Source organism: Pseudomonas sp. Pseusp9 (assembly GCF_059491265.1).
In genome coordinates, this window is sequence record NZ_CP168500.1 from 6191825 (window position 1) to 6204788 (window position 12964).

A 12964-nucleotide genomic window follows, 5' to 3' on the forward strand; every position below is an offset into this window, starting at 1 on the left:
TTGATTCCTGTCGTGGGATAAGACTTGAGTTATTGAGCCCAGCGCAATTGCGTAGGCAAGGGTGAAACAGGTTCCGGTTCCGGCGGCTGGCCGGGTAGCGCCAGCACGCGGTTGAGCACTTCGGTTTCCAGCGCCGCCAGCCGATGGGAGCCACGAGCCCGGGGGCGTGGCAGGTCGACATGCAGGTCGAGGCCGACTTCGCCCTCTTCGATCAGGATCACCCGATCGGCAATCGCCACCGCTTCGCTGACGTCGTGGGTGACCAGCAACACGGTAAAGCCATGCTGTTGCCAGAGCCGTTCGATCAGTTGCTGCATTTCAATTCGGGTCAGGGCATCCAGCGCGCCCAAGGGTTCGTCGAGCAACAGCAGGCGCGGCTGATGAATCAATGCACGGGCCAACGCCACGCGCTGTTTCTGTCCGCCGGACAGCGCTGCCGGCCACTCGTGGGCACGATCGGCCAGACCGACCGCTTCCAGGGCTTGCAACGCTTGCGGCCGCCAGTTGCCCTTGAGGCCAAGACCGACGTTGTCGATGATCTTTTTCCAGGGCAGCAAACGCGCTTCCTGGAACATCAGCCGCGTGTCCTCCCGCGCCTCACTCAGCGGTGCGGCACCGGCCAGCAATTCACCGCCCGTTGGCTGGTCGAGGCCGGCGAGCAAGCGCAGCAAGGTGCTTTTACCGCAACCACTGCGGCCCACCACGGCGACAAACTGGCCGGCCGGAATGTGCAGGTCGATCTCACGCAGCACCTGTCGCGCGCCAAAGGTCTTTTGCAGCTTGCGCACCGCCAGCGGAATCCCGCGCAGCAGGCGTGGAGGTTGTTCCGCGATCATGCCGCACCTCCCTTGGTGACCTGATACGCCGGGTGCCAGCGCAGCCACACACGCTCAAGTCCACGGGCCGCGAGGTCGGCCAGTTTGCCGAGTACCGCGTACAACAGGATCGCCAGTACCACCACGTCAGTCTGTAAAAACTCCCGGGCATTCATGGCCAGGTAGCCGATGCCGGAACTCGCGGAAATGGTTTCCGCGACGATCAGCGTCAGCCACATGAAACCCAGGGCGAAACGCACGCCGACCAGAATCGAAGGCAGCGCCCCTGGCAGAATCACCTGCCAGAACAGGCTGAAACCGGTCAGGCCATAGCTACGCGACATCTCCACCAACGCCGGGTCGACGTTGCGGATGCCGTGATAGGTGTTGAGGTAAATCGGGAACAACGTGCCCAGCGCCACCAGGAAAATCTTCGCCGACTCGTCGATGCCGAACCAGAGAATCACCAGCGGAATCAGCGCCAGGTGCGGCACGTTGCGGATCATCTGCACCGAACTGTCGAGCAGGCGTTCGCCCCACTTCGACAGGCCGGTGATAAAGCCCAGGGTCAGACCGATGCCGCCACCAATGGTGAAACCCAGCGCGGCACGCCAGCCACTGATAGCCAGGTGCGTCCAGATTTCGCCGCTGCGCACCAGGCTCACGCCGGCTTCGATCACGGCAATCGGCGCCGGCAGAATCCGTGTCGACAACCAGCCCGCCGACACACTCAACTGCCACACCGCCAGCAGCAACACCGGCAACGCCCAGGGCGCCAGGCTGTGGATGATTTTCTTCATGACTGCGCCTCAGCTCTGGGACGCAGCTTTGGGCAGAATGTCGTTGGCGACCATCTCGCCGAACGGGCTGACGTAACCGGCACTTTTCGGCAGCTCGGGACGCTCGACATCGAGGTGCGGGAACAGCAGCTCCGCCACCCGATACGACTCTTCCAGGTGCGGGTATCCGGAAAAAATAAAGGTGTCGATGCCCAGGTCCGCATACTCCTTCACGCGGGCAGCCACGGTCGGGCCATCGCCCACCAACGCTGTACCGGCACCGCCGCGCACCAGACCAACACCGGCCCACAGGTTGGGGCTTACTTCCAGGTTGTCGCGGTTGCCGCCATGCAAGGCGGCCATGCGCTGCTGACCGACCGAATCGAAACGCGCCAGCGAAGCCTGGGCACGAGCGATGGTGTCGTCGTCCAGATGCGAGATCAGTCGATCCGCCGCTTGCCAGGCCTCGGCATTGGTTTCGCGTACGATCACATGCAAGCGGATGCCAAAGCGCACAGTACGTCCGAGCTTGGCGGCTTTGGCACGGACCTGCTCGATCTTTTCCGCCACGGCGGCCGGTGGCTCGCCCCAGGTGAGGACCATTTCCACCTGCTCTGCCGCCAGATCCTGCGCGGCTTCCGACGAGCCGCCGAAGTACAGCGGTGGACGCGGCTGCTGGATCGGCGGATAGAGCAACTTCGCCCCCTTCACGCTGATGTGCTGGCCGTCGTAATCGACGGTTTCGCCTTCCAGCACGCGGCGCCAGATGCGGGTGAACTCCACAGAAGCCTGGTAGCGCTCTTCGTGACTGAGGAACAGTCCATCGCCCGCCAACTCCTCCGGATCACCACCCGTCACCAGATTGAACAACGCCCGTCCGCCAGACAGCCGATCCAGGGTCGCGGCCTGACGCGCCGCCACCGTCGGGGAAATGATCCCGGGGCGCAGGGCGACAAGGAACTTCAGACGCTGGGTCACCGGAATCAGCGATGCCGCCACCAGCCACGAGTCTTCGCAGGAGCGGCCGGTGGGAATCAGCACCCCGCCGAAACCCAGGCGATCCGCCGCTTGCGCGACTTGTTGCAGGTAACCGTGGTCAACGGCGCGGGCGCCTTCGGCGGTGCCAAGGTAATGGCCGTCGCCGTGGGTAGGCAGGAACCAGAAGATATTGAGGCTCATGGAGTGGTCTCCTTGGGAAATCGAATTATTGGGCTTTGGCCACGGCGGCCGGCGGCGTCCAGATCACGTCTTGGATGCTGAGCGGCTTAGGAATCAGCTTGAGCTGGTAAAAGCTGTCGGCGATTTTCTGCTGTGCGGCGACCACTTCCGGGGTGAGGAACAGCGCGCCGTAACCCTGGCGTTTCACCGAGGTCAGGGTGATGTCCGCCGGCAGGCCGAGCAGTGGCGACACCTGCTGGGTCACGTCCTGGGGATTGGCCTTGGACCACTCGCCCACTGCCCGCACTTCTTCCACCAGGGTCTTGATCACCTCGGGATTTTTTTGCGCGTAAGGTTTGGTCGCCAGGTAGAACTGATGGTTGTCGACGAGGCCCTGGCCGTCACGCAGGGTGCGCGCTTGCAGCTGTTGTTCGGCGGCCGCCTGGTACGGGTCCCAGATGACCCAGGCGTCGACGCTGCCACGCTCGAACGCAGCGCGGGCATCGGCCGGTGGCAGGAATACCGTCTGGACATCGGTGTATTTGAGGCCGGCGTCCTCCAGTGCACGCACCAGCAGGTAGTGCACGTTGGAGCCCTTGTTGAGCACGACTTTCTTGCCCTTGAGCTCTGCCACCGATTTGATTGCCGAGTCCTTCGGCACCAGGATCGCCTCACTGTGCGGCGCTGGTGGTTCGTAGGCGACGTAGAGCAAATCAGCACCGGCTGCCTGAGCGAACACTGGCGGAGTCTCGCCGGTGACGCCGAAGTCGATGGAGCCGACGTTCAAGCCTTCAAGCAGTTGCGGGCCGCCGGGGAATTCAGTCCATTGCACGTCCACACCTTGGGCGGCGAGGCGTTTTTCCAGGGTGCCCTTGGCTTTGAGCAGCACCAGGGTGCCGTATTTCTGATAGCCGATTCGTAGCGTCTCGGCCTGAGCTTGAGTAATGGCGCCGAAGGTGACAGCCGCAGCAAACAGAGCGACCAGACCACGACGCAAAATGACAGGGCGCATGGCGCTCTCCTTTCTGCAGTTGGGTTTTGGCTGCACCTGCTTGCCCGTTGGCGGGCGAGTAAGGCCAGTACTTCAATTTTCGGTGAGGCTTAAATGCTCCAGCGAGCACTCAACAAACGATCATTCAACAGGTTCGGATCGAGCGGTTTGGGCCGTCGCGCCATGGCGCTGGAAAACTGCTCCAGCGCTTCTTGTAAGCGTTGCTCCAGCTCCGGCGCCAATTGCGCCTGGGCGCTGCCTTCGCCGTAAGCGACCTGGCTGTCGATGGCGAAAATCCCTTGCAGCATTTCCTGGGCCTTCAATGCCGACAACACCGGCTTGAGCGCGTAATCCACCACCAGCATGTGGGCGATGCTGCCGCCTGTAGCCATTGGCAAAACAACCTTGTGGCTCAGGGCGCGTTCGGGCAGCAGATCCAGCAAGACTTTCAGGGCTCCGGAAAACGATGCCTTGTAAACCGGTGTGGCGATCAGCAGGCCATCGGCGTTTTCAATCTGTTGCAGCAGGTCGATGACCTTGGGGCTGTCGAAGCGTGCGTGCAGCAAGTCCTCGGCCGGGAAGTCCCGTACCTGATAACTGACCACTTCCACGCCCTGCTCCTGTAACCATTTCCGGGAGCGATCCAGCAACACTCCGGAACGAGAGCGCAGACTGGGACTGCCACCGATCGAGACAACCAACATTCAGACGATTCCTTGCGTAGTGCTGGCGATTCGCGGTTTGCGATCTCGCTTCGATGGAGTGACCTTATCAGCTGATTTATATATCCATAAATCATATTTATTCATTTGGTTATGCATTTAAGAGATATAAAGATTCGTTTCTTCCAGGCAAAAAAACAGGCCGTCGAAACGGCCTGAAATCCCCTGCTTTGTGAGATAACTGTGGTGCCTAGGCTATCGCCTTCGCGAGCAGGCTCGCTCCCACATGAGTACGCGATCAACTGTGGGAGCGAGCCTGCTCGCGAAAGCGGCATCCGCTCCACCACAAATGAATGGATTACCGGTTCGGCTGCGGCGTCAGGCGCAGATAAGGCTTCACCGCGCGATATCCCTTGGGAAAGCGCTGTCTGATTTCATCCTCATCCTTGAGCGACGGCACGATCACCACCTCGTCACCGTCCTGCCAGTTGGCCGGGGTGGCCACCTTGAAGTTGTCGGTGAGTTGCAGCGAGTCGATCACCCGCAGGATTTCATTGAAGTTGCGGCCGGTGCTCGCCGGGTAGGTAATCGTCAGCCGGACCTTTTTGTTCGGATCGATCACGAACAGAGAACGCACGGTCAGGGTGTCGTTGGCATGGGGATGGATCAGGTCGTAGAGGTCCGAGACCTTGCGGTCGGCGTCATCGAGGATCGGAAAGTTGACCACGGTGCCCTGGGTTTCGTTGATGTCCTCGATCCACTTGTGGTGCGACTCGACGGGGTCAACGGACAGTGCGATAGCCTTGACGCCGCGCGCCGCAAATTCATCCTTGAGCCTGGCGGTGAAACCCAGTTCGGTGGTGCACACTGGCGTGAAATCCGCCGGATGGGAAAACAGCACGCCCCAGCTATCGCCCAGCCACTGATGGAAACGGATGATGCCGGCGCTGGAGTTCTGTTCGAAATCGGGGGCGATATCGCCAAGTCTGAGACCCATGGTGCTGCTCCTTGTGAGTGCTTGATGGGTTCAACTGTGCCTGTGTTTTTTATCTATTAAAAAGAATAAATATCGATTTATTTAGATCATTAAGAAATATTAAAGATCTGTTCACTGGACGTACACGCGCAACCCACCGAACATCGGCCATGAGGTTCGAGAAGGCCTTGAGTTGCTGCAAAGAGGGAACTTCAAGGCGGGATTACGGGGGTGAACCCGTCTTGAAAATGTAAAAGCCCCGCCCGGTGCAATACCGGGCGGGGCTTTTTTGTCTCGGTTACGCGAGCGCTATTACAACAGCGGGATCGAGTAGCTGACGATCAGGCGGTTTTCGTCCTGCGAACGGGTGTTCGGCAGGTCGGTGCGCCAGGTAGCGTTTTTCCACGCCAGACCCAGGTTTTTCAGCGGACCTTCCTGAACGACGTAAGCCACGCTCAGATCGCGCTCCCACTCGGAAGCACCATTGGCCGCCTCGCCACCCTTGGCGTTGACGGTATCGATATCGTCGCCGTGCAGGTACACCAGACCCGCCGTCAGACCAGGTACGCCGACCTTGGCGAAGTCGAACGAGTAGCGTGCTAGCCAGGTTTTCTCGCCGGCACGGCCGAACTTCTGGATTTGCGAATCGGTGATGGTGTAGTTCGACGAACCGTCACCCTGGTTCAGCCAAGGGAAGTCGCTGCTGCCGTTGCTGACCTGATAACCGCCACCGAAGGTGTGACCGGCAACGCTGTACAGGAACAGGCCGCTGTACAGGTTGTTGTCGACCTTGCCTTTACCGTTGGCTGCACCGCTGTAGTTGCCAGTGGTGAAGAACAGAGGGTCGTGACCGTTGGCACCGTCGTCGGAGCTGTTGAAGTAACGGAAGTCCGACTTCAACACGCCCGGGCCGATAGCCCAGTTGTGAACCAGACCCAGGAAGTGTTGCTTGTAGAACTCTTCCAGGTTGCCGTAGTAGTACTGGGCAGTCAGGTCCTTGGTGACCTTGTAGTCGCCACCGGCATAGATGAACTTGTTGCTGTCGCGGAATTTGCTGCCGCGAGTGTTCGCGCCCGAAATCGACATCTGCTCATTGTTGCTGGAGTTACGGCCTTTGACGGCTTCGATCTGGCCACCGACCAGCGTCAGATCCTTGATGTCGCCGGACGTGATCTGGCCACCCTGCCAGGTTTGCGGTAGCAGGCGGCCATCGTTGGTCACGATCACCGGGTTTTTCGGCTGCAGGGTGCCCAGCTTCAGTTCGGTCTGGGAAACCTTGGCTTTGGCGGTAAGGCCCAGGCTGGAGAAATCATCTACTGCCTCGCCATTGGATTTGCTCGGGAAAACCGTGCCGCCGTAAGAGGTCGCCGTGGCGCCGTTGGTGCCGCCGCCCGAATCCAGCTTGACGCCCAACAGGCCGATCGCATCGATACCGAAGCCGACAGTGCCTTGGGTGTAGCCGGAGATGAAACGCAGATCGAAGCCCTGGCCCCATTCTTCGTTTTTGTTGGCACCGGCACCGTCACGGTTGTCAGTGTTGATGTAGAAATTACGCAGCCCCAATGTTGCCTTGCTGTCTTCGATAAAACCCGCGGCATTTGCCTGCTGGGCCAATACCCCGACGGCCACAGCAATGGCCAAGGTGGATTTGTTCATGTTTCGCTCCTCTCATTTCTAATTCTGATGTTCCTGGTCCCGAATCGATTGCCCGGGATCCTGAATGCATAATTTCGCGGCAAACCGTCTAGGCCGGTCATTTGGCGGGCCGCAGGATACATGGCATTAAAGCCAAAAAGAATTATTTTAGATTTTTTAATACCACTATGGAATATGACTTCCCACGACAGGACCGAGGTATCGGCGACAGGGCCGACACCTGAACCTGATCAATTGTCGAGGGAGGAAATTGCCAAATCCGAGCTCAGGGATGAGTGTCGGAGGACGCACTTTAGTGCGAGGATGAAAAAACCAAAAAGAATAAAAAAGAAGTAGCATCTGCGTTTATGGAATATAAAACTCAACGCAAAAAAAAGCCCCGCCAACCGACGGGGCTTTTTCTTGTGGCTATTACATGAAGCTGTAGGTGTAGTTGAAGATCAGACGGGTCTGGTCTTGATCAAGGGTGCTGGTGTTGCCACGGTAGGTACCGTGACGCAGGGTCGTACCAAACCCTTTCAGTGCGCCCGTTTGAATCACGTAATCGATACGCGCGTCAGTCTCGTGCTCACTCAGGTCTTTACCCACACCACTGGTTGCCTTGATGTCCTGGCCATTCAAGTAGGCAATCGAAGCTTTCAAGCCTGGTACACCCAGTGACGCGAAGTCATAGGAGTACTGACCGTACGTGGTGTTTTCACCGGCGCGGATGAAGCTGCCCACCACGGCATCGGTAAACGAGTAGAAGCTGGAGCCGCCGGCACCTTCCTGGCGACCTTTGTCATCGATCAGGCTGCCCTGGTTCAGGAACACGAAGCCGCCGTCATCGTTGACACGCTGATGGCCGAGCAGGAACGCGCTGCCACCCAGGGTATAGGTGAATGTGGCGCTCCAGGTCTTGTTATCGACCTCGCCCGGGTTCTTGGCGAAACCGTTGTTGTTGTTGAAACGGAAACCTGGGTCACCGTTCTTGCCGTCGGAGCTGCTGTCGAAGTAGCGAATATCGGTCTTGAACGACTGGTTGGCCGCGATCGGGTAGACGTGCACCAGGCCGAGGAAGTTCTGTTTGTAGAAGTCTTCCAGGTTCGCGTAGTAGTACTGCAGCAGGAGGTCTTTGGTGACCTTCCAGTCGGCACCGGCGTAACGGAACTGGTTGCTGTCCTCAGTCGCGCCAGCCACAGACAGGCCAGTGCGGTTCGAGGAGGCACGACCCGACGCGTGCTCCAGTTGACCCAGGTTGAAGGTCACGTTGTCGATTTCTTTGGAGGTGATGGTGCCACCGTCAAAGGTCTGCGGCAGCAGACGGCTGTCGTTCGCGATCAGGATCGGCATGTTCGGTGCCAGAGCGCCACCCAGGTGGGCTTCGGTCTTCGAGAAGCGCGCCTTGACGTTGCCATCCAGACGGCTCCACTCGTCGGCCGCCTCATTGCCATCGCTCGGGAAGAACGAGTTGGCGTTACCGGTCGGGTGATGCCCCTTGCCGCCATCCAGGTGGATACCCACCAGGGCCTGGGCGTCGATACCAAAACCTACGGTACCCTGGGTGAAACCGGACAGGTAATCGAACTTCAGACCCTCAGCGGTTTCTCGCTGACGGTTAGCCGGCGTGCTCGCGCCTTCGCGCATATCGGCGTCGTAATACATGGTGCGAGAGCTGATGGAAGCCTTGCTGTCTTCCAGGAAACCTGCGGCGCCTGCCTGCTGCGCCAAAACCCCTACGGCCACGGCCAGAGCCAAGTTGGACTTGTTCATTTGTAGCTCCTCTCGATTCTAATTCTTGTATTCCTGGTCTCGAGTCGATGCCCGAAATCCTAAGATGCGCGATTAGCGCCAGACCGTGACCCACAAGTCAATCGTAACTATATGTGTCTACGACCATAGTCTAATCCCCGATTTTTTGGTCCCTGCTGGGTCATGATTTCGTCATGAACCTGAAAAGAATTACCCGATTCTTTTCTAATACCGTTTAGGAATTTAGCTCCCCACTGCACGACTACCTCAGAATAGACGGTTCTGCCCATAAGCTAATTACTAAACGGTATTTATTTTCGCTTTTTTAGATCGATTAGTTTCCGACATAAATCGGAAACAAATTCTTTACCGAAAGGCGATCCCATGACGACCAAACGCGCACTATCCGGATCAATTGTTACAGTTTGTGTATCGCTGGCACTTTCTTTCACGGCACAGGCGGCGAACCTCACCGTCGGCTATCAAACCGGAATCGACCCCAGCAAAGTCCCCCAGGCCGATGGCCTTTATGAAAAAACCATCGGCCAGCCCATCGACTGGCGGCGCTTCAACAGCGGTCCGGAAGTGGTCACGGCGATTGCCTCGGGCGATGTGCAAATCGGCAATCTCGGCTCCAGTCCGCTGGCCGCTGCCGCCTCGCGCAACCTGCCGATCGTTGCGTTCATCGTCTCGGCCCAGATCAATGCCGCCGAAGCGCTGGTGGTACGCAACGGCAGCGGTATTGAAAAACCGCAAGATCTGATTGGAAAGACCATCGCCACGCCTTTCGTTTCAACCTCCCACTACAGCCTGCTCGGTGCGTTGAAGCACTGGGGCCTGGACAGCTCGAAAGTCAAAGTGGTGAACCTGCAGCCAGCGGAAATCGCCGCAGCCTGGAAGCGCGGCGATATTGATGGCGCGTTTGTCTGGTCGCCTGCCCTGGGGGAAATCCGCAAGACTGGCAAGACCCTGACCGACGCTGCGCAGGTGGGCCAATGGGGCGCACCAACCTTTGAGGTCTGGGTGGCGCGCAAGGACTACGCCGAAAAACATCCGGAGGTCGTGGCCAGGTTCGCCAGGGTCACCCTGGATTCGTTCACCGACTATGCGGCACACAAGGACCAATGGACCGTAGATTCGCTGCCCGTTCAAAAAATCGCCAAACTGACCGGTGCCAACGCCGCCGATGTACCGGAGCTATTGGCCGGTTCCGCCTTCCCGGATGCCAAGGCGCAACAGAGCACCGCGCTGCTGGACGGTGGCACAGCCAGGGCCATTGGCGAGACGGCGAAATTCCTGAAGGAACAAGGGAAGGTTGAAACGGTGCTGCCGGATTATTCGCCGTATGTCAGTGCGAAGTTTGTCACCGAGTAACACCACCGACCTTTGTAGGAGCGAGCTCGCTCGCGATGGTCGTTAACGATGCCGCGTGTTTACTGACTAAACGCAGCGCTCTTGAGTCCATCGCGAGCGAGCTCGCTCCTACAGGGACAGCATCCTGGTCAAAGGGCTTTTTCGAAGATCTTCGAATTACGCTGATAGTTGTACAGCGATGCCCGCGCCGACGGCAGTCGGTCGACGCTGCTCGGTTCGAAACCACGCTCGCGGAACCAGTGCGCGGTGCGGGTGGTCAGGACGAACAAGGTTTTCAACCCCTGCGCACGCGCGCGGGTTTCGATACGTTCCAGCAGCTCATCACCACGACCGCCATGGCGATACTCCGGGTTCACCGCCAGGCACGCCAGTTCACCGGCATCCGAATCGGCGATCTGGTACAGCGCCGCACAGGCGATGATCATGCCTTCGCGTTCAACCACACTGAATTGCTCGATCTCGCGTTCCAGCACCTCGCGGGAACGACGCACCAGGATGCCCTGCTCTTCCAGCGGACTGATCAAGTCCAGCAAACCACCGACGTCTTCAATGGCCGCTTCGCGCACCACTTCGAACTGCTCCTGGGCCACCAGCGTACCGCCACCGTCGCGGGTGAACAGTTCGGTCAGCAGCGCACCGTCTTCGGCATAACTGACAATATGGCTGCGGGCTACGCCGCCACGGCAAGCTTCGGCGGCGGCGTCCAGCAATTCCGCCTGATAGTTGCTGCCCAGCCGTTGCAGATGCGCCGGCACTTGCTGCGGACGCAGTTCGCGTACCAGGCGCCCGTGTTCGTCGATCAGGCCCAGGTCGGCACCGAACAGCAGCAGTTTGTCCGCGCCCAGGTCGATGGCCGCGCGGGTGGCGACGTCTTCGCAGGCGAGATTGAAAATCTCCCCGGTCGGCGAATAGCCCAGGGGCGACAGCAGCACGATGGAGCGCTCGTCCAGCAGGCGGTTGATGCCTTTGCGGTCGACCCGACGCACTTCGCCGGTGTGGTGATAGTCGACACCCTCAAGCACGCCGATCGGCCGTGCCGTCACCAGGTTGCCGCTGGCCACCCGCAGGCGCGAACCCTGCATCGGCGACGACGCCATGTCCATCGACAGGCGAGCCTCGATGGCAATGCGCAACTGGCCAACTGCGTCGATCACGCACTCCAGGGTCGCGGCATCGGTGATGCGCATGCCGTGATGGTAATGCGGAGTCAGGCCACGGGCGGCGAGGCGCGCTTCGATTTGCGGCCGGGAGCCGTGAACCAGCACCAGACGCACACCCAGGCTGTGCAACAGCACCAGGTCGTGGACGATATTGCCGAAGTTGGGATGCTCAACGCCGTCGCCGGGCAGCATGACGACAAAGGTGCAATCGCGGTGGGCGTTGATATAGGGCGAAGCGTGACGAAGCCAATTGACGTATTCGGGCATGAACCTGGGCCTGTAATAAATAGCAGCCGAAAAAAGGGCGAAACTGAAAACGCACAGCGGGCTGATGGTTATCGTCGGAACAGGCTTGGCGACACGCGCGCTCTCCTCATGAATACGGGTTTGGGTACCGGCAATTTAACCGCGAAACCTTGTAGGAGCGAGCTTGCTCGCGATGAATTTGAGGTCGCCGCGTACATTCAGGCAATGCTCGTCATCGTTAACGTCCTTCGCGAGCAGGCTCGCTCCTACAGGGGGGTCAGGCAATAGTGTTCGATCAGTTGCCTTAATAGATGCACCGTAGGCTGCAAACGTGACATTTCGAGGTATTCCCCCGGCTGGTGGGCACAGGCGATATCACCCGGGCCAAGCACCAGCGTTTCACAGCCGAGGCGCTGAAGATAAGGTGCTTCGGTGCCAAACGCCACTGCTTCGGCGCTGTGGCCGGTGAGCTTTTCGGCAATGCGCACCAGCGCTGCGTCCTCGGTCTGCTCGAATGCCGGCACGTCAGGGAACAACGGCGCGTAATCGATCCTGACCTGATGCCGCTCGGCAACCGGCTTGAGCTTCTGCAGGATCTCGGCGCGCAGGACCTTGGGGTCCATGCCGGGCAACGGCCGCAGATCGAACTCCAGAGAACACTGGCCGCAGATACGGTTGGGATTGTCGCCGCCATGGATGCAGCCGAAATTCATCGTGGGCATCGGTACGCCAAACTGTGGGTTGCGGAATTCGCGCTGCCATAACAAGCGCAGGCCACGCAGTTCACCGATGGCATCGTGCATGGCTTCCAGGGCGCTGTGGCCCAGGCGCGGGTCGGAGGAATGACCGCTCTGCCCGAGGATGTCGATGCGCTCCATCATGATGCCTTTGTGCATGCGGATCGGCTTGAGCCCGGTCGGCTCGCCGATCACCGCCGCCCGCCCCAGCGGTCGCCCCGCTTCGGCCAGCGCCCGAGCGCCGGACATCGAACTTTCTTCATCGCAGGTGGCGAGAATCAGCAACGGCTGTTTGAACGGCTGATCGAGCAGCGGTATGACCGCCTCGATCGCCAGGGCAAAAAAGCCCTTCATGTCGCAACTGCCCAGGCCGATCCAGCGACCGTCGACTTCAGTCAGCTTCAGCGGGTCGGTTTGCCACAGCGCAGCGTCGAACGGCACGGTGTCGCTGTGCCCGGCCAGCACCAGGCCGCCGGGGCCGGAACCGAAACTGGCCAGCAGGTTGAACTTGCCGGGGCTGACCTGCTGGATCTCACAGGTAAAACCCAGCTCACCGAGCCAAGTCGCCAGCAGATCGATGACCGGGCGGTTGCTCTGATCGAGACTGGGTTGGGTGCAACTGACGGACGGTGCAGCGATCAGCGCAGCGAATTGTTCTTTCATCGACGGCAATGGCATC

General features: G+C 59.6%; 11 protein-coding genes. 1 reads left to right on the forward strand and 10 read right to left on the reverse strand.

Annotation, left to right across the window (positions count from 1 at the left end):
- Positions 1-29: 29 nt before the first annotated feature.
- From ssuB to ACEN8E_RS28320, 8 genes are all read right to left on the reverse strand, one after another.
- A complete protein-coding gene (ssuB, locus tag ACEN8E_RS28285; RefSeq protein ID WP_495590686.1) occupies positions 30-836 on the reverse strand; it encodes an aliphatic sulfonates ABC transporter ATP-binding protein in 807 nt (268 codons plus the stop codon).
- Positions 833-1615 carry an aliphatic sulfonate ABC transporter permease SsuC gene (gene ssuC, locus ACEN8E_RS28290; protein ID WP_495590687.1) on the reverse strand — a complete coding sequence of 261 codons (783 nt, stop codon included), beginning with the start codon at positions 1613-1615 and terminating at the stop codon, positions 833-835. The genes ssuB and ssuC overlap by 4 nt, the downstream gene beginning before the upstream one ends.
- Before the next feature lie 9 nt (positions 1616-1624).
- Positions 1625-2773 (reverse strand): FMNH2-dependent alkanesulfonate monooxygenase, encoded by a 1149-nt coding sequence (gene ssuD / locus ACEN8E_RS28295; protein WP_111282858.1) that lies wholly within the window; start codon positions 2771-2773, stop codon positions 1625-1627.
- A gap of 25 nt (positions 2774-2798) precedes the next feature.
- Entirely contained in the window at positions 2799-3764 is a 966-nt protein-coding gene (locus ACEN8E_RS28300) for a sulfonate ABC transporter substrate-binding protein (RefSeq protein WP_495590688.1), read from the reverse strand.
- An 89-nt stretch (positions 3765-3853) separates the two neighbouring features.
- Positions 3854-4447, reverse strand: a complete 594-nt coding sequence (gene ssuE, locus ACEN8E_RS28305; protein ID WP_495590689.1) for an NADPH-dependent FMN reductase — start codon at positions 4445-4447, stop codon at positions 3854-3856.
- 316 nt (positions 4448-4763) lie between these two features.
- Positions 4764-5402 (reverse strand): peroxiredoxin, encoded by a 639-nt coding sequence (locus tag ACEN8E_RS28310; RefSeq protein ID WP_495590690.1) that lies wholly within the window; start codon positions 5400-5402, stop codon positions 4764-4766.
- A 291-nt stretch (positions 5403-5693) separates the two neighbouring features.
- A complete protein-coding gene (locus tag ACEN8E_RS28315; RefSeq protein WP_495590691.1) occupies positions 5694-7037 on the reverse strand; it encodes an OprD family porin in 1344 nt (447 codons plus the stop codon).
- A 411-nt stretch (positions 7038-7448) separates the two neighbouring features.
- Positions 7449-8789, reverse strand: a complete 1341-nt coding sequence (locus ACEN8E_RS28320) for an OprD family outer membrane porin (protein ID WP_429373477.1) — start codon at positions 8787-8789, stop codon at positions 7449-7451.
- Between the two features lie 363 nt (positions 8790-9152).
- Between ACEN8E_RS28320 and tauA the strand changes: the two genes are divergently transcribed.
- Entirely contained in the window at positions 9153-10142 is a 990-nt protein-coding gene (gene tauA / locus ACEN8E_RS28325; protein WP_495590692.1) for a taurine ABC transporter substrate-binding protein, read from the forward strand.
- A 128-nt stretch (positions 10143-10270) separates the two neighbouring features.
- Here tauA and argA read toward each other — a convergent pair whose 3' ends face one another.
- Both argA and argE read right to left on the reverse strand, forming a co-directional pair.
- Positions 10271-11569 (reverse strand): amino-acid N-acetyltransferase, encoded by a 1299-nt coding sequence (gene argA, locus ACEN8E_RS28330; protein WP_007978929.1) that lies wholly within the window; start codon positions 11567-11569, stop codon positions 10271-10273.
- Positions 11570-11814: 245 nt separating this feature from the next.
- A complete protein-coding gene (argE, locus tag ACEN8E_RS28335; protein ID WP_495590693.1) occupies positions 11815-12963 on the reverse strand; it encodes an acetylornithine deacetylase in 1149 nt (382 codons plus the stop codon).
- Position 12964 lies beyond the last annotated feature (1 nt).